This is a genomic window from Azospirillum sp. P4_B5 (assembly GCF_056402275.1).
Window position 1 is genome coordinate 1 of record NZ_JBFUHT010000019.1, and the last position, 20,585, is coordinate 20,585.

General features: G+C 64.1%; 20 protein-coding genes. 8 read left to right on the forward strand and 12 right to left on the reverse strand.

Going from position 1 to position 20,585, the window contains the following annotated elements; translation table 11 throughout:
- Positions 1-82: 82 nt before the first annotated feature.
- Together AC1DVI_RS16210 and AC1DVI_RS16215 are read left to right on the forward strand one after the other, a co-directional pair.
- Positions 83-523 (forward strand): helix-turn-helix domain-containing protein, encoded by a 441-nt coding sequence (locus tag AC1DVI_RS16210; protein ID WP_476958835.1) that lies wholly within the window; start codon positions 83-85, stop codon positions 521-523.
- On the forward strand, positions 505-1,035 hold the full coding sequence (locus AC1DVI_RS16215; protein WP_476958836.1) for an IS630 family transposase: 531 nt from the start codon (positions 505-507) through the stop codon (positions 1,033-1,035). The genes AC1DVI_RS16210 and AC1DVI_RS16215 overlap by 19 nt, the downstream gene beginning before the upstream one ends.
- Before the next feature lie 38 nt (positions 1,036-1,073).
- Here the strand turns inward: AC1DVI_RS16215 and AC1DVI_RS16220 are convergent, their stop codons facing one another.
- Both AC1DVI_RS16220 and AC1DVI_RS16225 read right to left on the reverse strand, forming a co-directional pair.
- A complete protein-coding gene (locus AC1DVI_RS16220) occupies positions 1,074-1,394 on the reverse strand; it encodes a hypothetical protein (RefSeq protein WP_476958837.1) in 321 nt (106 codons plus the stop codon).
- A gap of 511 nt (positions 1,395-1,905) precedes the next feature.
- Positions 1,906-2,172 (reverse strand): (2Fe-2S)-binding protein, encoded by a 267-nt coding sequence (locus tag AC1DVI_RS16225; protein WP_149163460.1) that lies wholly within the window; start codon positions 2,170-2,172, stop codon positions 1,906-1,908.
- 201 nt (positions 2,173-2,373) lie between these two features.
- Between AC1DVI_RS16225 and AC1DVI_RS16230 the strand changes: the two genes are divergently transcribed.
- Together AC1DVI_RS16230 and AC1DVI_RS16235 are read left to right on the forward strand one after the other, a co-directional pair.
- On the forward strand, positions 2,374-3,351 hold the full coding sequence (locus AC1DVI_RS16230; RefSeq protein ID WP_476958838.1) for an alpha/beta hydrolase family protein: 978 nt from the start codon (positions 2,374-2,376) through the stop codon (positions 3,349-3,351).
- Positions 3,352-3,360: 9 nt separating this feature from the next.
- On the forward strand, positions 3,361-4,320 hold the full coding sequence (locus tag AC1DVI_RS16235) for an SAM-dependent methyltransferase (RefSeq protein WP_476958839.1): 960 nt from the start codon (positions 3,361-3,363) through the stop codon (positions 4,318-4,320).
- Between the two features lie 6 nt (positions 4,321-4,326).
- Here AC1DVI_RS16235 and AC1DVI_RS16240 read toward each other — a convergent pair whose 3' ends face one another.
- Positions 4,327-5,367, reverse strand: coding sequence for a patatin-like phospholipase family protein (locus AC1DVI_RS16240; RefSeq protein WP_476958840.1), 1,041 nt, complete (start codon positions 5,365-5,367; stop codon positions 4,327-4,329).
- A 314-nt stretch (positions 5,368-5,681) separates the two neighbouring features.
- Here AC1DVI_RS16240 and AC1DVI_RS16245 point away from each other — a divergent pair, with 314 nt between their 5' ends.
- A complete protein-coding gene (locus AC1DVI_RS16245; protein ID WP_282184081.1) occupies positions 5,682-5,810 on the forward strand; it encodes a hypothetical protein in 129 nt (42 codons plus the stop codon).
- 29 nt (positions 5,811-5,839) lie between these two features.
- Here AC1DVI_RS16245 and AC1DVI_RS16250 read toward each other — a convergent pair whose 3' ends face one another.
- From AC1DVI_RS16250 to AC1DVI_RS16265, 4 genes are all read right to left on the reverse strand, one after another.
- On the reverse strand, positions 5,840-6,463 hold the full coding sequence (locus AC1DVI_RS16250; protein ID WP_476958841.1) for a LysE family translocator: 624 nt from the start codon (positions 6,461-6,463) through the stop codon (positions 5,840-5,842).
- A 19-nt stretch (positions 6,464-6,482) separates the two neighbouring features.
- The gene (locus AC1DVI_RS16255) at positions 6,483-6,938 is read right to left on the reverse strand and encodes an Lrp/AsnC family transcriptional regulator (protein WP_476958842.1); all 456 of its coding nucleotides are present in this window, start codon (positions 6,936-6,938) and stop codon (positions 6,483-6,485) included.
- 50 nt (positions 6,939-6,988) lie between these two features.
- A complete protein-coding gene (locus AC1DVI_RS16260) occupies positions 6,989-7,273 on the reverse strand; it encodes a rubredoxin (protein ID WP_476958843.1) in 285 nt (94 codons plus the stop codon).
- 97 nt (positions 7,274-7,370) lie between these two features.
- On the reverse strand, positions 7,371-8,678 hold the full coding sequence (locus AC1DVI_RS16265; protein WP_476958844.1) for a pentapeptide repeat-containing protein: 1,308 nt from the start codon (positions 8,676-8,678) through the stop codon (positions 7,371-7,373).
- Between the two features lie 370 nt (positions 8,679-9,048).
- On the opposite strand from AC1DVI_RS16265, the gene mepK reads away from it, so the two are divergent.
- Complete coding sequence (gene mepK, locus AC1DVI_RS16270) at positions 9,049-9,633, forward strand: peptidoglycan L,D-endopeptidase MepK (RefSeq protein WP_247871745.1); 585 nt, start codon at positions 9,049-9,051, stop codon at positions 9,631-9,633.
- Between the two features lie 716 nt (positions 9,634-10,349).
- Here mepK and AC1DVI_RS16275 read toward each other — a convergent pair.
- The 4 genes from AC1DVI_RS16275 to AC1DVI_RS16290 form a co-directional block, all read right to left on the reverse strand.
- On the reverse strand, positions 10,350-13,004 hold the full coding sequence (locus AC1DVI_RS16275) for a pentapeptide repeat-containing protein (RefSeq protein WP_476958845.1): 2,655 nt from the start codon (positions 13,002-13,004) through the stop codon (positions 10,350-10,352).
- Between the two features lie 169 nt (positions 13,005-13,173).
- Positions 13,174-14,043, reverse strand: a complete 870-nt coding sequence (istB, locus tag AC1DVI_RS16280) for an IS21-like element helper ATPase IstB (protein ID WP_476958846.1) — start codon at positions 14,041-14,043, stop codon at positions 13,174-13,176.
- Positions 14,040-15,323, reverse strand: a complete 1,284-nt coding sequence (istA, locus tag AC1DVI_RS16285) for an IS21 family transposase (protein WP_476958847.1) — start codon at positions 15,321-15,323, stop codon at positions 14,040-14,042. The genes istB and istA overlap by 4 nt, the downstream gene beginning before the upstream one ends.
- 442 nt (positions 15,324-15,765) lie before the next feature.
- Positions 15,766-15,978: a hypothetical protein gene (locus AC1DVI_RS16290; RefSeq protein WP_476958848.1), complete on the reverse strand. Its 213-nt coding sequence runs from the start codon at positions 15,976-15,978 to the stop codon at positions 15,766-15,768.
- Between the two features lie 204 nt (positions 15,979-16,182).
- Between AC1DVI_RS16290 and AC1DVI_RS16295 the strand changes: the two genes are divergently transcribed.
- Together AC1DVI_RS16295 and AC1DVI_RS16300 are read left to right on the forward strand one after the other, a co-directional pair.
- On the forward strand, positions 16,183-16,563 hold the full coding sequence (locus AC1DVI_RS16295) for a very short patch repair endonuclease (protein WP_476958849.1): 381 nt from the start codon (positions 16,183-16,185) through the stop codon (positions 16,561-16,563).
- A gap of 512 nt (positions 16,564-17,075) precedes the next feature.
- A complete protein-coding gene (locus AC1DVI_RS16300; protein WP_476958850.1) occupies positions 17,076-19,235 on the forward strand; it encodes an ATP-binding protein in 2,160 nt (719 codons plus the stop codon).
- Here the strand turns inward: AC1DVI_RS16300 and AC1DVI_RS16305 are convergent.
- Positions 19,228-20,199 carry a DNA cytosine methyltransferase gene (locus AC1DVI_RS16305; protein ID WP_476958851.1) on the reverse strand — a complete coding sequence of 324 codons (972 nt, stop codon included), beginning with the start codon at positions 20,197-20,199 and terminating at the stop codon, positions 19,228-19,230. The two genes, AC1DVI_RS16300 and AC1DVI_RS16305, sit on opposite strands and share 8 nt — an antisense overlap.
- Positions 20,200-20,585 lie beyond the last annotated feature (386 nt).

Here is a 20,585-nt window from a genome sequence, read left to right on the forward strand (position 1 = left end):
TAGAGCAAATTTCTGTTGGGAGCGAAGAACGGAAGTGAGGCTTGGCTGTTGGAGCGATTGCCCCATTGTGGAGGGTGTCGCGATGAGCCGAGCCTATTCGAGAGATTTGCGGGAGCGCGTGCTGCGGGCGTGCGCTGTCGGGACCGAGACGCAGGCGTCGATTGCCCAGCGCTTCGAGGTATCGGAGGCGACGGTGTCGGATTGGCGCAAGCAGGAGCGTGAGGACGGCCGCCAGGAGGCCAAGGCGCACGCTGGCGGACGGGTGATGCTGGCTGGCGACCTTCCGATTCTGGACGCGGTAGCGGCCGAACATCCCGGCGCCCAGTTGGCGGAATACGCGCGCCTGGTCGAGAAGCGCACCGGCCGCCACCATTCGTCGCCCGCGCTGTGTCGGGCGTTGCAGCGGCTTGGCTGGCGTCGAAAGAAAAGTCTCTGCACGCCAGCGAGCACGAGCGCGCCGATGTTCAGGCGGATCGCGCGGCGTGGCGCGAGGCCCAACCCGCCTTGCCCGCCGAGGAGCTGATCTTCCTGGACGAGAGCGGCATCGACACCGCGATGACCCGGCGCTATGCCCGTGCCCGAGGCGGCGCACGGGCGCTCGGCGATGCGCCGGCCGGGCATTGGCGCCGTCTCACGCTGCTCGGCGCCCTGGGCGCAGAGGGGCTGGTGGCAATGATGTCAGTGGCGCGCGCCACCGACACCGAGGTCTTTCTGGCCTTCCTGGAGCAGGTGTTGTTGCCCGCTCTCAAGGAGCGCCCCCACCCGATCGTCGTGCTCGACCGGCTCGCATCACACCGCAGCCCGCGGGTCCGCGCCGCCTTCGAGGCCGCCGGGGTGGAGGTGCGGTTCCTGCCGGCCTATTCCCCCGACTTCAACCCCATCGAGCCGTGCTGGTCGAAGATCAAGACGGCCCTGCGCTCCGCCGCCGCGCGGACCCTGGAAGCCCTGGAAGACGCGTTGCCCGGTGTTCTCGACACCGTCACAGCTTCCGATGCCCACGGCTGGTTCCGTCACTGCGGCTACAAAGCCGCATAGCTCAAGCCTGCAGAAACAACAGGAACTTGCTCTAGTGGTCAGGCCGCCTTGCGCCTCAGGCAGGCTTCCATCCGGTCGAGGCCGCCGACCAAGTCTTCCGCCGCTTGGTCGGCGATGGCGCGGGCGAAGGCCCAGGCATCGTCCGTGGCGATGCGCGCCGCCTCGACGCGGGCGCAAAGGCGGTTGTGCTGGCCACGCAAGGTGTCCAGCGCGCGCTCCATGTCTTCCCGGCTCATGACTTCGCGAGCCTCGGGGCTGGACCGCTCCACCAACGACCTCAGCCGGTCCAACCGGTCGGCTGTTGCCTGGAGAAGGTCGCGGCATTCGACGTCGTAAGCGTGCCGGTTGCGGCAGCTCATTTCTCACTCCTCCCTTCGGATCGCTTGGGGACCCTTCGCCTGGATTTCAGGCCTGTGGTCCGGAGCGGCGCTGCACCGCGGATGTCTTTTTGCAAAAACATGTGCATCGCAAAAAAACTTTGCTGCATCGCCGAAATAAGAAATCCGTCTGGTTACCTTCCATAGACGTATGAAAGGCAATTCCAGTTCCCAAGAACTTGAGGTTTTTGCTTTATGCTCAGTCAGGAGCGTTCCGTGCCGCTCCGAAGTCTTCGGACTTCTTGAATCCGATTGGGCTCTTTCTGCATCATCAGCCCCGCCCCGTCAAGCGGGCCAGGGGTATAAGACTATGGCGATTTGTCGCAGCCCAATGGAAGATCCCAATCGGCATCAGAAAGTAGATAAGCAGCATAAAGGTGGCGGCCTGCCCCGAAATAAATCGGCATGCTTCTGGATTAGAAGGCAACTCCGCACCGGTGGGACGGCAGCTGTTGTCGCTGCGACTTGGAGGGGTGGGGAAGGGCGGCGCCCGTCACTCCGCCGCGATGCCGTAGGGGAAGTTTTCGGTGTTGGCCGGTTCCGGCAGCGCGGCAGGGTGCTGCGTCGCGGCGTGGCTGGGGCAGGTCGGGCACTGGTTCGCGCAGTGGCTTTGCACCATGTCCCGCATCATCGGAACGCATTTGCCGCACTGGACCTGACGCTCAAAATGCCGGAAGACGGAGGCCGGGGTGCGGGCGCCGTTCTCCAGCGCCTTGGTAACCTGCTTGTCGTTCAGCGCGTGGCAGATGCAGACGTACATGGGCCCCCGGCATCGGTGCGTGTTGTGCGGTCGTGCTGAGGCCAATGTGCTGCGACTGAGAATGATTGTCAATTGATCTGAATCATGACGGCCAAATTTGAGCGGATTGCGGCGGAATGTCACAGCTCGAACGAAGGGGGGATGCGGCTACCTCCATCGTCGAAATCCTTTTTTCAAGCGGTGGGGAACGCGGTGTTGCGAATGGGATGGCTGCTGATCGCCGGAGTCGCGGTCCTTTGGGCCGGCGGTGCCGCAGCGGAGGTGGGGATGCGCGCGCTGGCCTTCACCGACCGGGCGGACGGCGGGATTGCCCGCGCGGTGGTCTGGTACCCGACGGACGCTCCGGAAACACCGGCGCGGCGCGGCCCCTTCACCTTTCAGGTGGCGGAGGGAGGGGCGGTGGCCGAGGGACGCCACCCGCTGGTGGTCGTGTCCCACGGTTCCGGGGGAAGCGCCTTCGGCCATGCGGACACCGCCATGGCTCTGGCCCGGCGGGGCTATGTGGTCGCGGCGGTTCATCACCGGGGCAACGCCTTCGACGACGACCGCGACGCAGGCACGGAGCGGATGTGGCGCAAGCGCCCGGCCCAGCTTTCCGCCACGCTCGACCATCTTCTGGCGGAGCCGGAACTGGCCGACCGGCTCGATGGCGAACGCATCGGTGCCCTTGGCTTTTCGGCGGGCGGATACACGGTTCTGGTGGCCGCCGGCGGTGTGGCGGAACTGGGACGTGTCGCCGCCCATTGCCGCACCCCGCCCGCCGGTGAGCGCTTCTGCCATCTCGGAAACGAGGAGACGCAGGCTCGCGTCCAGGCGCGCGACCCGCGCATCCGTGCCGCCGTCCTGATGGCGCCGGTCGGCGTTCCTTTCTCCAAGGACGGCCTCGCCGGGCTGACGATCCCCATCCGCCTGTATCGGGCGGAGCGGGACGAGCAGATCGCGGCTTCCCAGGTCGAGGAACTGCGTGACCGGTTGCCGGTGCCGCCCGAGTATGAGGTCGTGCGCGACGCCGGGCACTTCGCCTTCCTGATGCCGGTGCCGGCCGCCATCGCGGCGGAGGTCGGACCGCCCGCCTGGGACCCGCCGGGCTTCGACCGGGCGGCCTTTCATGAGCGGCTCAACGCGGAGATCGCCGATTTCTTCGACCGCGCTCTTGCAATCGAACGCCAGGGACGCTAGCCCCTCGGCATGAGCGACGCATCCGACACCTCCACCGCCCGTCCGGCGCCGGGGCACACCCCTCTGGGGCAAACCATCTACTTGGCGCCTGAAGGCTTCGTGCAGGACCTCGTGGCCGAACTTGGCGACGTGGCGACGGTGGAGGACCGGCTGGTCTTCGCCGATGGCCCGGCGCGTCCGGCCGCCTGGGCGCAGAACATCTGGCACGACCCGGTGCGCATCGAGTTCGCATCGATCAAGGAGGGCGCACGCGCCCTGCGCTCCATCCAGCGCAACTGGGCGCTCTGGACACTGCGCCATCACCGCCGGGCCAGCCTGATCCAGGAGAATCTGCCCCACGTCTCGGCCAAGCCGGTGGTCTTCCCGTCGCCGTTGCCGACCGCCCCGCTGGGCTCCTGGACGCTGCTTGACGAGAACACCATCGTCGCGGCGGCGCGCTGTTCCAGCCCCTACCGCCACGGCGAGGTCACCTTCGTCGAGAACCGGACGGTGCCGCCCAACCGCGCCTATCTGAAGCTGTGGGAGGCGCTGACCCTGTTCGGGGAGCAGCCGGGGCCGGGCGACCGCTGCATTGACCTCGGCGCCTGCCCCGGCGGCTGGAGCTGGGTGCTGCACGAACTGGGCGCCAGCGTCGTCAGCGTCGACAAGGCGCCGCTCGATCCGGCCATTGCCGCTCTGCCGCGCATCGAGTTCCGCCAGGAAAGCGCCTTCGGGCTGAAGCCACAGGATGTCGGGCCGGTGGATTGGCTGTGCTGCGACGTGATCTGCTACCCCACGCGCCTGCTGCGGCTGGTGAACCAGTGGATGGAGAGCGGGCTGGCCAAGCGCTTCATCTGCACGCTGAAGTTCCAGGCCGAGACGGACCACGAGACAGCACGCGCCTTCGCCGCGATCCCCGGCGGGCGGGTGCTGCACCTGCACCACAACAAGCACGAGCTGACCTGGATGTGGCCGGCGGCTCCGGTCTGAGCGTGGTCACGCCCGGCGCAGGGCCAACTCCAGCGCGGGCTTGAGGATCGAGGCGGCGCCGTAGCCGATCTCCACCACCTCCTCCGCGCGGTCGAACTCCAGGATGCCGATGTGGGCGAGGCGGGGTGCGATCAGCACGTCCGGCGGCTCGCCGGCCAGGCGGGAGCGGGTGATGCGGTCCTGCATGATGTCGATCGACCCGGCCATCACGTCCATCACGTTGGGCGGAACGTTGGAGGCCGGGGCGCGCGTCAGCTGGTCGGCGAGGAAGCGCGTGCGCGGCGCCGGGCGCCGCCCCATCCAGGACGCGATCTGCGAGGTCAGGGTGGAAAAGACCGGGGAGGTGGCATCCCCCGCCGGGGCCATCGCCATCTCCGGAACGGGCTGGGCCTGCTGCATCTGAGAGGCCGGCATCTGGGCCGGTTTCGCCTCCGCCGCCTTGCGCAGCTTGGCGGCGCCGCGACCGGAGGGGCGGCTCAGCGGCGACAATTCGCTGTTCAGGTTGACCGCGATCACCACGTCCGCGCCCAGCGCACGGCAGAGCGACACCGGCACCGGGTTGACCAGCGCGCCGTCCACCAGCCAATGGTCGTCGCGCCGCACCGCCGGGAACAGGCCGGGCATGGCGGCCGACGCCTGCACCGCGCTGAGCATCGGCCCGTCGCGCAGCCAGATCTCCCGCCCGGTGCTGAGGTCGGTGGCGACCGCGGCGAAGGGCTTGCGCAGCTGATCGATGGTGACTTCGGTGCGGTGGTTGCGGAAGCGGTCGAAGGTGCGGTCGGCGGCCAGCAGCCCGCCGCGGCGGAAGGTCAGGTCGATGATGCCGAGCATGCCGAGCCAGCCCATGCTCTGCGCCCAGGCCTGCAACTCGTCCAGCTGGTCCGTCAGGTAGGCCGCGCCGACCACCGCGCCGATGGAGGTTCCGCAGATCACGTCGGGCTCGACCCCGATCTCCTCCAACGCGCGCAGAACGCCGATGTGCGCCCAGCCGCGCGCCGCCCCGCTGCCCAGGGCCAGTCCGATCTTCAGTCCGCTCACCGCCAGCACCTCATGTCTTGTGGGCTTGGTCAGGCTTGTCCGGCGCCGACGCGTCGATGGGTGTCCAAAGGGATTTGGGGCACCGGACCGTCGGTGGAAACCCTTCCATCCGGGGGACGCGGGACGCGCCCGGAGCCCTCCTCATGGGGGATGCCGAAAATTGTACCCGCTTTTGCCTTCTATTTGACTTGCATCAGTTTTTCTTCCGATTACCTGTGGCATTGCGATGGATGAAAGAGTTTCCGGGCGACGTTAACCAAACATCAACTGGAAGCGTCCAATGTCGCTCTCAACACGGACAGTCAGGGATGGCGGAGGTTGCCATGGCCCAGGAATTCAAGAGTTTCAAGAAGGATTGGCAGCGCTGGTCGGCGGCGGAGAAGCTGACGGCGGTGGCCATCCTGATCGTCGCCGCGGTCGCGCTGGGTGGCCCGGTGACCATTCTGTTCTGAAATGCCCCGGGTGACCGGCGCATTTCGCCTCACAGCAGAGAGGCGAGGGCCGCGATCCCGAACGCTCCCAGCACCGCGCCCGAAACGCGGTTGATCCACAGCATGGCGGCGGGCGTGACCCGGCGCCGGAACGCCCCGACCGAGGCGCTGAGTCCCAACCACCACATCGCCGACCCGGTGAAGACGCCCGCGACGAGCAGGGCGGCCACGCTGGTGCTGCTCCCGTCCCCCGCCGACACGCCCAGCCCGCCGAACACCGCGGCGAAGCTGAGGATCGTCGCCGGGTTGGCCAACGTCAGCGCGAATGTGGAAGCGTAGGCCCCGGCCAGACCGCCGCCGCCGCGGGTTTCCGCGGCGCGCTCCGCCGGGCGCGCGCGCAGGGTGCTCCAGCCCAGCCACAGCAGCATCAGCCCGCCGACCAGCTTCAGCGCCACCTGCGCGCCCAGCAGCGCGTCGGTGACCAGAACCACCCCGAAGCCGGCGATGGCGCCATAGACCGCGTCCGCGCTGGCCGCACCCAGCCCGCTGACGAAGCCGTGGGCCGGCCCGTCGGCCAGGGTGCGCCGGATGCACAGAAGCCCGATTGGTCCAACCGGGGCGGCGATGCTGAATCCGATGATCAGGCCCTTGAGCAGGGCGGGCAGCGCGTCCATGGCGGATGCTCCGGGTGGGTCAGTCTGACGCGATGGGAAGGATCGGGGTTTCCTTGACCGAGGAGAGCGCGATCACGGTGTGGGAGCGCACGACGCCGGGCAGCGCCTTCAGCCGGTCGGACAGGAAGCGTTCCAGCGCCTCCGTATCGGCCACGCGCACCTTGAGCAGATAGGACCAGTCCCCGGTGACGTGGTGGCACTCCTGAACCGCCGCCGTGGCGCGCATGGCGTCGCGGAAGGGCGCGTCATGCTCCGGGCGGTCGAGCAGCACCTCGACGAAGGCCAGCACGTCCAGGCCGGCGGCCTTCGGTGACAGGCGCGCGCCCCAGCCCTGGATCACGCCGTTGGCCTGCAGCTTCTTCAGCCGCTCGTTCACGGCGGACACCGACAGTCCGGCCGCCGCCCCGATGTCGGCGTAGGAGGCGCGCCCGTCCCGCTGGATGTGCGCGATGATCTTGCGGTCTGTATCATCCATAGCCGCAATAATTACTGAATTTACGCCGCATAGCAAGGAGACTTTGCCGTTCACCCGATCATTCGGCGGAAATCCGGCTTGCCGGCGCCGCAGCGTGGGCAGAACCAGTCCGCAGGCAGGTCCTGGAAGGCGGTGCCCGCCGGCGCGCCGTGCTCCGGGTCGCCGTCACGGGGGTGATACTCGTAGCCGGGGCAGTCTCCGCCGCCGCATCGCCAGATTTCGGACAGGCGCGGGTCCTCGGCCCGCGTGGGGCGGACGAACAAGGCGAGGATGACGGCGGGGATCAGGCGCAAGGCGCCACGCCGCTGTAGGTAACGGGGAAGGGTGGTAGGCATGGCGGGCCGTCCGGCGGATCGAGGTGCCGCACTATGCCCCGCGATCCTTTGCGGGATGATGACGGTCGTGGAGCGAAGGGAAACGAAGGGAAGCGGGTCAACGCCGCCGCGGCGTCCTGCCCTTGAGATGGGCGCGCTGGAGCTTCGCGCCGGCCAGATCCGCCCCGTCCAGGTCGGCGTTCTCCAGATCGGCGTCGGTCAGGTTCGCCTGAACCATGCGGGAGTCGGTCAGCATGGCCTGCCGCAGGTCGGCGCTCATCAGATTGGCGGCCCAGGAGCGGCCCGTGGCACGCCCGCTGGGGTCCTTGATCTCCGCCGGGCCGAGGTTGACCCGCGTCAGGTCGGCCCCGGCCAGCCGGGCGAAGCTGAGGTTGGCGCCGGACAGGTCGGCACCCATCAGGTTCGCGCGCTCCAGATTGGCGCCGGACAGGTCGGCCATCATCAGCCGCGCGCCGGTCAGTGCCGCGTCGGACAGGTTGGCGCCGCGCAGCGAGGCCGCGCTGAGATTGACGCCGCGCAGGTCGGCGCGGCTGAGGTCGGTGCCGTCCAATTCGGCACGCTCGCCGCGCTGGCCGACGCTGTCGATCCAGCGCTCATGGTCGAAGATCGCCCGCTGGATTTCCGATCCCATGCTGTCGATCGGGCGGGTCAGGCAGGCGGAGCCAAGCTTGGCCCGCGAAAGGTCGCAATCGACCATCCGCGTGCCGACCAGATCGGCGTTGTCGAAGGTGCAACCGTCCAACAGAGCGCCGGTCAGGTTGGCCCCGTTCAGCCGCGCTCCGGAAAGGTTGGCGTCGGTCAGCACCGCGCCGGTCAGGTCGGCGTTCTGAAGCACCGCCCCACACAGGTCGGCTTCCGTCAGGTTGGCTCCCGCCAGCACGGCGCCGGTCAGGTCGGTCGGAATGCCGCCTTCCGCCGTGGCGCCGCCCTGAAGGCGGGCCAGGGCGGTCCGGTGGGTTTGTCGGGTGGCTTCGGCGTCCTGAGCGTCCGGACCGGTGCCGCGGCGGGCGGTGCCACCCGGCTCCATCGTTCCGGCGCGCAGGTCGGCGTCGCGCAGATTGGCGTTCGAGAAATCGGCGGAGCGCAACCGGGCGCCGCGCAAATCCGTCTGCATCAGATTGGCGCGGGTGATATCGGCGTCACGCAGGTCCACGCCGAAGAGGTCGGCGCCGGCCAGATTGGTGCCGCTGAGCCGGCAACGCGCCAGCTTCGCCCCGACCAGCCGCGCGCCGCGCAAATCGCGCTGCGACAGATCCGCGCCCTCGAGATCCGCCAGCGCCAGATTGGCGCGCGCGCCACCCGGCTGCCCCTTGATCCAGCGGGCGTGCCGGTCCAGAACCTCGGCCAGTTGATCGGGCCGAAGATAGGAGGGTGCCGGCGCAGGGGCTGTGGCGACGGGGGACACGGGCAGGAATCTGACGGGGGTTGTTTCCACTATCCAAACTATGGGGGTAGATTCCTTACCGAAGGCTAAACGGTAAAGGCCGTGGCAGTACCTCTTATGGTTGCCGTTTTTTGCCCCGACCTTGTCACGATCGGTTCCGGTGGGGACTCGGGCGAATCGGGAGCGCGGTCCGCTGTGTTTCACCCCTGTAACGTACCCCGCCGCCTCGCTGGGGCGCCCGCACTCAATCCCGCAGGTCCAGGAAATCCGGGCCTTTTAAAGACGTTAACCATTGGTTTCTTGACACCAGCGGGGGCTCTGCCGCCAAAAGTCATCGGACAAAAAGGGGGTGCTCTAAGCGCCACCCCGTTCGGGACCCCATGGAGGCATGATGACCGAGGCCAAATTCCAACCGACCCCAGCAGCCAAGCTCGGCCGGAGGGAACTGTTGCGCATCGGTCTGGCGACGGCCGCCGCCGGAATGGTGATGGCCCCGGAGGTGTCGGAGGCGGCGTTGCGCGCCCCGCCGCGGCAATTGGTCCTCCTCAACCTCCACACCGGCGAGCGGGTACGGGCGGAATACTGGTCCAAGGGTCGCTATCAGCGCGACGGCCTGCGCGAGATCAACCACCTCCTGCGCGACCACCGCACCGGTGCGGTGCATCCCATCGACCCGAAGCTCCTGGATCTGCTGCACGCCCTGACCCGCAAGGTCGGCAGCAAGACGCCGGTGCACATCATCTCCGGCTATCGCTCCCCCGAATCCAACGCATGGCTGCGCGAGCAGGACGGCAGCGGCGTCGCCCAGAACAGCTTCCACATGCAGGGCAAGGCCATCGATCTGCGGGTTCCCGGCCTGCCGCTGCGCACCCTGCAGCGCGCGGCGCTCAGCCTGCGTGGGGGCGGGGTGGGCTATTATCCGGACAGCAACTTCGTCCATGTGGACGTCGGTCCGAAGCGCCATTGGGCGTCCTGAGCGGCCTCCCGAACGGAAAATGAAAAGCCCCCGCCGGATGGACGGGGGCTTTTCCTTGGCGGGACTGTCGGTGAACGGTAAAGTTTCATCCTGGAATTTTTCTAAGCTATTGATTTGTCGTCCAGAACGGAAAGCGTTTTGAAAAAATGTATCATCCTGCCCTCCGATAGACCTGATTCATTACAGTGAAACAGGACGATATAGTTTCATATTGATGACCATCGAGGGACGTCACCAAGCTGACGCGGCAGTGCGGTTTACCTTTTCGCTACACTAAGCGGCAGACTGGAACTGTTCGGAGTCTTGGTGGTGGGTTTGGCACTGTTCGGCCACGGGAAAGCCACCGCTTTGTTCGCCGGCTGGCGGCTGCGTAGGCGGACCGCTCCCATGGCGTGGGATGGGCGGACAACGGCCTGAAATCACCCTCGCCCATATCCGCCAGCTCATCGCTCCGACGTATGCCCTTGGCGGCGTCGTCGTTTTAGACAAGCTGCCGGAAGGGAACTGGGTCATCCAAGCTGCCGGCGTTCAATTCGTCTTGCTGCCGCACTCCTGTATTTCACTGTTTGTTGCTTCAAGAGGGCGATGCGACACAAGAGTTCCTCGCCGAGGCCGAGTGCCGCCTTCAGAGGCGATCGATTCCAGCGACGAGGATGCCTGTGCGACCCTCGATAAATATGCTCGGAAGCGGTCTGTCGATCCAACTGTCCGGGTAGTCAGGGCTCCATCCGGTCGCGGATCCTCTGAAGCAACTTGCCCACATTCTGTCCCACCCTGGTCGGGTCAGCCATGAAGTCGATGAGTTCGCCACGGAACCTGCGTTCCACCTCGCCGCCGCCGAGGACACCCGACCATGGCGCGTACAGGTGGTCCGACCGCCCACCCGGAGCGAAGCCGAATGCTTCCAGGATGGCCTTGAGATGCGGTTGCCCCGGCGCCCCAGCCGGCATGCGCCCGCGGCCAAGCGCGGAGAGCCGGATATAGTCGCGCGCCTGTATCGTGCCGGCCGAGCCCATTCGGACGGGGAAGAAAGGACGGAGCGTCTGGCGCAGGCAGTCGACCCACGGTTTCGCAGCGGGCCTATGGTCGTGGGACAATCCCGTGGTCCGACCATCTAGGAACGTCCAGTCGCCGGAGAACATCCGCTCCAGCGGAACCTCAGTGGTGCACCCTTCGAAGCGGGCAAGCGGCGATGCATTGTTGGCACCGAACGCCGGGCGATCCTGCCGGATGATGGTGTCAGGACCGCGGAACCGGCAATCCACGAAATGGAGGGCCGGAACTCCGGCTGACCACATATTCTCGAAGCGGCATTCCTCAAGGTCGCAATCTTGGAACAGGATCGGTCCATCGCATCCGATAAGGCTTACCTCGGACAGATCGCATCCCCTGAAGGTGACCCCCGATAGGGAGACTGAGGTGAACGTGACCTGGCTGATCGCGCACACGTCGAACTCGCTGTCGTCCAGGATGAACGAGTCACCGGACAGTTCCCCGTTGATGACAGCGCCGACGAACTCCGCCCCGTCGATCTCGGCGAGTGGGAGGGGGGGGCTTACGTTTCTCCCCATGCGTTCGTCGCCCACCGCGGCACGCAGTTGCCACTGATTCCCACTCGCCGACGCCGAGCCGCGGGCTGCGGCTGCCTCCAAGGCATCCAACCAACTCTCCTCGACAGGGTCCTCCCCGAGCATGGCCGGCAGGATCGAAGAGAAGGTGAGCCTCGCGCGCTCCGCCCCGGCGACGAGGCCAAGTACCTCGTCCTTCGTGAGTTTCGGAACGCCCGTGGGGTCCGACAGGGATTGGGCCAGGAACGAGCAGCGGACCCAGTCGCTGAGGAACCTGGGCCGATAAGTGCCCGCGGCCTCGTTGGCGTACAGAAGCGCGTGCTTGGCATCTTGCCTCGTAACGGCGACGTAGACCTCGTTGTCGTTGACCGGGTCTATTCCGAAGGCTTCGGCGGCCAGTTCGTTCGGCGTAGGCAGGTTTACCCTGTCGGTCGCCGACGCCAGCAGCGAGAAGCCTTGCATCAAAAGCATCTGCCGGTCAGCGGCATAGCTCAGCCATGCCAACTGGTCGACCTTCCCGCGCTCCCGCAGGCAGGAGAACACCGCCGCGGCGCGGCACACCTCGTCGACCCTCGGGACATAGAGCCGCCCATTGGCACCGAAGCTCAACGGCTGTCGGTTGCCCGCGCGCCGGCCGATGCCGATGGCGGCCAGCCCTTGAACGAAGAAAAGGGTGCGGTCCTTGCCCACGGCAGGGAACACGCCAACGATCCAATCGCAGATGGCGTCGATCTCGCGAATCACGATCTCGTCGATGCCGTTGTCTCCAAAGAGATCCTGGAACTGCTGGGGCATGGCAGCGGTGTGGTCGTCCCACTCCTTGACCAAGCTGTCCACGATACCCTTTACGTAGCGCCGGAACTCGTACTCCTCCGGCTCCGGAAGCTCGATTCCGACGATTTTCCAGCGGGGGTATTCGAGTTGGCGCGCCTCAGTGCGGCGGCCAGACACGATTACCACCGACTCGGACCCCTCAAATTTTTCCGCGAGCAGAGCTAGGAGGTCCTTTACGAGCTTGCGGTCGTATCGGCCCGCCACCTCATCGATACCGTCCAACAGCGGCACGACGAGACCGTTCTTGACAGCGCGGAGCAGGCGCTCGGCGCCTGCATCGACCACGCCGACCAATTGCGCCACGTTCGCCCACCCCACGCCGGCCTCAAGCGGCAACCGACGCAGCGGCACGAACAGCGGCAAGCGCTCCACGTCGCCAGCGGCGAGTCTCTGTGCCGCTGTCGCCAGGAGGATCGTCTTGCCCTTCCCAGCTTCGGCCTCGACGAAGATCAAGTCGCCCCGTCCCCGAGCCCATTCAACGAGGCATGCCGCGGCGTCCGTGGCGTCCAGAAGAGGCGGGTCGAAGGGCCGCCTCCGCTCCTCGCGTAAGCCCATCCGGATCGGCCCATCGGCGAGGTCGTGCGTCGGCTGTAGTGCTTCCTGCACCAAGAGCCTTTGGCTTTCAAGGAAGGTCCCTGGCAAATCGAGCAGGCCGATCAGCGAGGACCGCGCGGAAACGACCTCGTATCCGAAGCCGAGCCTCAGGCGATCGCCTGCATCAGGCGGCAATGCCGGGCACACGAGTCGCACGAGAGAGACATCGGGAGGCACGTCACCCGGGAAGAGTTCCTCCAGGGGCGGGAAGGAAGGGGTGACACCGGGCGACGCGGGCCGGTTGGGAAAGGTCCACATCACGCCGCCCGCGCGCAGGCCCCATGCGACTGGGTCAGCGCATTCCGCCGGCAGGGCGACCAGCTCCACCCCAAGGGTGTCGGCAAGACGCCGGCCCAGATCCTTCACGTCGCTCATGGATGTCCCCTGGTCGAGCCGCTTGCGATGAGGAGGCACACGCTAGTCCAGCTGTGTGCCTGCGGCAACTACCAGCTCCCATTTCCCCCGCGACGGCTTCACATTTGTAAAAGCCGAATGAAAATTCCTCAGTTTGGGCGGGCGAAAAATCCCCAGACGGTTCGTGTGCTCATGGATTGGCTTCGGTGTCGGCGGGCCTCGCTTTCGGTGGTCGGCCCCGGCGGCGTGGCGCCGGTGGCGGGGTGGTGACCAAGCGCACGCGGGTGTTTTCCGGGATCAGCTCGGCGTGCCGGCGCAAGCGGTAGCTGGCGCCTTCGATCTGGACGACGACGGCGTGGTGCAGCAAGCGGTCCAGCAGCGCCGAGGCGACAACGGTGCCGCCGAAGACGTCGCCCCATTCGGAAAAGCCGCGGTTGGAGGTCAGGATCATGGCGCCGCGCTCGTAGCGGGCGTTGACGAGCTGGAAGAACAGGTTGCCGCCGCCGGCGATGACCGGCAGATAGCCGATCTCGTCGACGATCAGCAGCTGCGGCCGGCACAGGAAGCGCAGGCGCTCACGCAGGGTTCCCTCCCGTTCGGCCTTGGCCAGCGAACCGACGATGTCGGCCAGGGTGGCGAAGTAGACCGAGCGCCCGGCCTTGACCGCCTCCACGCCCAAGGCGATCGCCAGGTGCGTCTTGCCGCAACCGGGCTGGCCGAGGAAATGGACCACCTCGTGGCGATCGACGAAGTCGAGCTGCGCCAGGGTCATGATGCGGTCGCGGTCGAGCGAGGGCTGGAAGGAGAAGTCGAAGCCGGCCAGCGTCTTGATGGTGGTCAGCCGGCCGATCTTCAGCGCCGCCTTGACCCGGCTTCCTTCGCGCAAGGTCAGCTCCTCGCCGAGCAGGGCGTCGATGGCTTCCAGGGCGGAGATCTCGCCGCGCTCCAGGCGGCGCAGGATGTGCTCCAGCGCCTCCAGAGCACGCGGCATCTTCAGCCCGACCAGATAGTGGCGGATGCGGTCGAGGGTGGCGGGGCCGCTGTCCAACACGGTGCTCATTGGGCGCGCTCCGGTTGGCCGGCGAGGCGGCGGCCGATGGCGTCGTAGATGGCCAGCGAGCGGGGCGTGACGGTGTCGCCCTGTGGCTGGGGTGCGGGACCGGCGGCGTTCCGGGGCGTCTGGCTGTTGGCCGGCGGGGGCTGGGTGCGATGCCCGCTGGCGATGCGCCGCTGACCGCGGCCGTCCAGCGCCGGATGGGTGGCAATGGGCGCACCGTCCTCCAGGATGGTCACGGTGTCGGCGGTGAGCCGCACCTCCACGGCGCGCCGGCGGGTGCTGTCCGGCACGGAGTAGAGGTTGCCGCCGACCGAGACCATGCCGTCGCGGGTGACCCGGCGCTCCAACGCGAGCACGCTGGTGAAAGGGCCGGCCGGCAGCGGCTTGAGATGGGTCCGTTCCTCGGCGAAATGCTCGACCACGACGCGCTGGGTGGTGGCGTGCAGGCGGACGTTGGCGACCTGGTCCAGCCACTGGATGAACTGGGCATTCAGGTCGTCGAGGTTGCGGAAGCTGCGGGCCAGGAAGAAGTCCTCGCGCACGTAGCGGAAGGGGCGCTCGACCTTGCCCTTGGTCTTGGCCCGGTACGGCTTGCAGGCCTTGGGCAGGAAGCCGTAATGAGCGGCCAGGTCGAGGAGCTTGGCGTTGTAGGCGATGCCCCGGCCCGGCTGATCCGGGTCCTCGGTCTCGCCGAGCACGGCCGTCTTCATGCGGTCGTAGAGGATCTGCTCGGGCGCGCCGCCGAAGGCCTCGAAGGCGGCGATGTGGCAGCGGAGCACGGTCGGCAGGTCCTGGCGGGGGACGAAGCGGGCCCACATCATGCGGCTGTGGCCGAGCACCATGGAAAAGAGCCAGACAATGCGTTCGGCCTCGGGCTCGTCGGTGAAGGTGGTCTTGAAAAAGGCGAAGTCCACCTGGGCCTGCTTGCCGGGCGGGGTTTCGAAGCGACGTTCGAAGGCCGGGGGCGTCTTGGGGCGGATGGTGCGCACCACAGCCTTCAGGATCGTGTAGCCGCCTTCATAGCCACGTTCCCGAATTTCGCGCAGCAGCCGCTTGGCGCTGAGTTCGGGGTAGGCCTGCAGGCGTTCGCGCAGGTAGACCTCGAAGGGAGCAACCAGCGTCGGCCGTGGCGGGCGGGGCTTGTAGGCCGGCGGTTCCAGCCCCTTGGCGATGTATTTGCGGATGGTCTTGCGGTCATGGCCGGTGCGGCGCGCGATCGCCGACACCGACATGCCCTGGCGGGCGAGATCGAGAATCATGACGAGTTCCCCAAGTCTGACCACGCGCGCCCTCCCTCCGTCGATCGAGGGGATCATGGGCGAGCGACGGCCGCATGGCTCCGGGGCGTACGCCCCGGAGCCATGCCGTTGCGTCAGCCTGGGGAATTTTCAGCCGCCACTTCTGGGGAGTATTCAACCGGCACTGACAACATTGCCCAGTCGACTGAAGGAGTGGAGCGCCACCACCCTCCTGCGCCGCGTCTACGCCGTGCAGATCCGCATGGCGCGCTCCGGCCCGAACGCCGCCGCCCGGGAGTGGAAAGTCGCTTTTGGACAGTTGATCGGTGCGCGCGAATTGGGGCGGCGCCTTTACCAGTCCGAACCCCACCGACGGCGGCAAGCCGGGATCCAAGTACCACTTGGTCGTCTCTACGGATGGGCCTTCGCTGGCGGTATTACCCTCCTCAGCTAACGTCACACCCGGCTGTTTCCGGACCTAATGCGCCTAGCCATGGTCTTCTGCATAGCTATCGCTCGACTGTATGCCGACGCCGGATAGGACAGCGTCGACAACTGACGGCTCTGCTTGCGTGAAGGCATCCAGCCCGTCATACGCACGATCGGTCAGTCGCATGGTTCCGGCCTTGACCATGTCCGTTGCATCGTTGAACACACCAACGCGTGATTGCTCGCCAACAAATCCCTGGAGCGCCGCCATGACAGATTGGGCGCCATCGTCGATAGGATGCGGAACATTACCCTGATGCTGAAGGTAAAACACCGAAAGGGGCTGCCCTTGACGCCGGATCTGGCCAGCTGATCAACGGGAAAACCCATAGAGGTTCGGCCCTGCTACATTGAAGAGGGGAGCAGATCGACATCGCCCCCTTGCTGTGACTGCACGATTTCCTATTTAGAGCACATGGATAGGCTGTCGACAGACGCTCGAAGTGCACTGATGGCACGGGTGCGCAGCCAAAATACTGTCCCTGAGATGACTGTGCGCCGATTGCTACATCGCATGGGGTGTCGGTTTAGGCTTCACCGTAAAGACCTTCCCGGCTCGCCTGACATAGTTCTTCCAAAGTACAAAATTGCTATCTTTGTTCATGGTTGCTTCTGGCACCGCCACGCCGGATGTCGTCGTTGTTCGATGCCGCGCTCCAACGCCGAATTTTGGGAAGAAAAATTCCGCCGCAACGTCGCAAGGGATGCTCAAAACATGGAAAAAATTATCAATGAAGGTTGGACGCCAATCGTAATCTGGGAGTGCGAAACAAAATCAGCAGATGCTCTTGCGTAAAAAATGCATTATCTGCTTATGCTCAAACTAACGTAAGCGTTACGAGCGCTCCCTTCGTCCCGGATCCAACCCTGTGACCGAGACTGCTCGTGGGCTCAGGATCCATGGAGGGTACGATGGAGCAAGGTGTTAGGATCATCAATGGGGACGGGCTGCGCAAGACCCACCATCGCGGAACTGCCTGCGTCGGATGGATGTTCACGTTGACCTCCGCCTGAAACCTGATCCGCCTGCCCGAGTTGCTTGCGGCGGCATATTCACGCACGGAGTCCGTCCGAAAAGCGGCTCCGGGAGCCTCGGAACGAGAAAAAAGCCCTTCACCCTGACCAAATCGGGCGTCGAAAACGCCGTTTTCAAGCCTCAGCGGAGGCGCTGTATGAGCCCGTGCTCCGCGTTCTTCTGGAGAGACACTCTGCAGATGTGCTGGGCGCACCCATGATCCTAACACCAGTTGAACAATATATGAGTTTCGAATAGCGTAGCGAGCAATTCTCCGACGTAAGAGGAAACTTATGTGCGCAGATTATAAGCCCACTCACTTTCCGATGGCAATCCAAGGCGGTATGCTCGAGGCTCTTGGCATCAACATGTATACTTCGATCGGTAAGTGCCTGGTAGAGTTCGTGGCGAATGCTTACGATTCGGACGCCAGCGTGGTTAAAATTTCAGTTCCTGAAGGCATCGCGGAAGCGCGAGCATCTATGCGTGAGGCGGCGAAAAAAGCTGTTGCCGAAGGAGAGAAGCCTCCCTTTCGGGTCCTGTTAGAGCCATTGCCTGACGAATTCAAAATTGTGATTTCCGATGATGGTCATGGCATGACTCCTAGGGAGGTCGAAAACCGTTTCCTGCCGATTAATCGGAGGCGAAGAGCGGACGATACAGGCGTCGAGAATAAGCTCAAAAGTGAGTCAGGACGACGCTATGTTATGGGTCGTAAAGGACTCGGAAAGTTGGCGGGTTTTGGGGCTGCTGAGTTGGTCACAATTCGTACCAAGCGTGCCGGCGAAATGTTCGCTACAGTTTTTGAGCTAGACTATAACGATCTCAAGAATGCGCACAACTTAGCTACGGTCAAAATTCCTGCCACATATGAAGGATGTGGAGATGCCGACGAGCATGGCACGACTGTTACGCTCAGCCGTCTTAAGTGTGATGCGGTAAAGTATAGCATCGATACTGTTAGGTCCATTATCGCCGAGAGTTTTTTCGGCATAGATCCAGATGATTTCAAAGTTCTGGTGAACAAAATTCCTTGTAAGGAACCTCCGGTAAACTACGAGTATTTATATCCTGAACATCGCGGCGCCGATGGCTATGCGACTGCCCAAATTGACGTTGACGGCGGTGACCCAATCGTAATCGATTATGTGGTCAAATTTCGCGCCCGCGAGCCCGATCCTAATCGGCCCGAAGCCAAGTTCGGTCATTTGGATGCAGTTAAACGAGGCGCACGCATTTATTGCAATAGGAGATTAGCCGCTGGGCCAAGCCTTTTTAAGCTGCCAACAGGCATGCACAATTTCCATTCACAAAGCTACATGGAATGCTTGGTGCGAGCAGACCAACTCGATCGCTTGGCCGTGGACTTGGTAAATACCAACAGAACACAACTACGTGAAGATAATGAGATTGTCGACTCGCTCATTGATAAAATCACCGAATTGATGAAAAGCGCCATTGCCGCTCACGCAAAATTTCGAGAGCTGCAGGCGATAGACGTGCTGGAAAAAGCGGAAGAGGCCCGTCAAATCAATAAGATCATTGATCGCTTGCCCCGTCGCCAAAAGGAGGCTGCCAAAAAGGTTCTCCAAACTCTGGTAAGCGTTCATGGCGTGAAAAGTGCGGAATTCGCCGAGATGGCTCCTTTGATAGTGGACTCGATGAACGCCCGCGATGTGCTGGTGCGGCTGATCGAGCTAAAATCCGATCCAGGAAGTGTTGAGAAAATAGCCAGTCACTTGTCCGAACTGGCCGAGATTGAAAGGTCGGACGCACTTAAGCTGTATCGTGGCCGCCGCAGCGGCATCACCGCCCTCCAAGCTTTGACCGAAAAGGGAGAAGACACTTGGCGGAAGGGTCCCCGATTTGAGAACGAATTGCATGATCTGCTGAAGGAATATCCTTGGCTAATTAAGCCGGAGTACGCGCGTTATCTTACCAGCGATTCTGATATGGGAAAGGTGGTCACCGCACTTGCCAAGGAACTCGGCATTGACAAATTCGCAAAGCCTAAGAGTAATGGCGAGCCTGACGAGACAAGGCCGGACTTGGTTTTTCTTATGTCGGACTCCGCATCGCCTTACGTCGTTACCGTCGTCGAGCTCAAATCTCCAAACATCCCTCTCGACGTCGATCATCTCCAGCAGCTCAGGAGCTACATTCGCCAAATCCGCGAATGGCTCAGTAGCGAATATCCAAAAAAGGAAATACTCGTTCAAGGATATTTGATCGGAGCCAAGCCTGATCCACAAACAACAGCGCGAAAATGTCGGGATCTAATGGCCGATATTGCCGAGCGGCCGATGGGGCAGAACTGGGAAGTGTTAGGACTCCGAGAACTCCTCGACAGGGCTTACACGGTCCACATGGACGCGATTGCAGCCCTTGAAAAGGCTGAGGCCGAAGATAGCGAGATGGCTGATCTAGGCGGCCTGCCATTGGTGATCAGTTGAGTAGTTCCGCGACCGCGGAGGCAACGGCCGTGCCCAAGTAAAGAGGCACGCCGTTGCCGATCTGTCGAGCAACTGAAGTTCTCGTTCCCACGAACTCCCAAGAGTCGGGAGCGCCCTGCAAGCGGGCGCCCTCGCGAAGGGATATGACGCGGTCTTCGGACGGATGGAGATAGCGCCCCTTGGACGGGTTCTGGAAACAGCAGCGAAGTGTGTTCGCTGGCTTGTCCCATTCCATCCGTCCCCAAGCGTCCGTAGCTTGACATCCAATCCGGGTCCACGAGGGAGGGCAGAGTTCAGGGGCAACGGCAAGAATATCGCGTTTGTCACCCCCTGCAGGAACTAACTTTATCCGGCGAGAGGCCAACCCCGTCGGCTCTGGCCAGACATGCATCGGGTCACCATCATCGGGCGAGCATGAAAATACTTCTCTCACGGTCGAGCGGTGTTCGCCTGCTGCAGGTCGACGCGGTAGCCCGACAAGGGATGCAATCGTGAAGGAACGCTGCCGATTCTGCGGCGCTCCGAAGTCGGCGGCATCCATTACCCATGCGTCGACCTCATATCCGATGGCCCGTAATCTTTCCGTCAGCTTCGACCAGTGTAATGATTGAAGGAACGGCGGCACATTCTCAACCACCACGACCTTGGGCAGCAATGCCTGCGCCCAGTCCCCGACATACGCCGAGAGAGAGTTCCGCCTGTCAGTCGGATCGCGACGCCCTAGAGTGCTGAAGCCTTGGCAGGGCGGGCCGGCTAAGAGGACGTCGCAACCCACGCCATCCGGCAGGTCCGCTACCGACCCTACCTTAGCATTCTTTGAAACGTTCTGGCGATAAGACGCGGTTGCCTCCGGATCAAGATCGACCGCTAGGGCGCAATCGAAACCGGCGCGGTGCCATGCCCCTCCAAAAAGGCCGGCGCCGCAGAACATCTCTACGTATGTGGGCGTCATGAACGAATCCATCTCTTGAAGATTTATCCGCAATATGCGTTTATGCGATTTATGCAAGCTTTCACGGACAAAGACAAGGAGGATCTAGCGCAGCGATTGCATGCGCTGATGGTGCGTGATTCGCTTACGCAGAAGCAGGTTGCGGCTGCAACTCATGTGGACCAGCCGTTCGTATCTAGGGTGCTGAATTGCGAGTATGCGCGCAGATCTGCGCGGTTGTGCCGTATATTAGAGTATGTGAATATGCGAGAATCGAACAGCGCAGTCCCACGCGAGGCAGCGAGAGCTGTTGCGGGCTACATTGCGGCGGGAGGCCGAGTTGACCTCCTATGCGAAGCTATTCAGCTACTCACGGAGGTGCAGATCAGCCGCCGAAGCTGACAACGTACGCGCTGGAA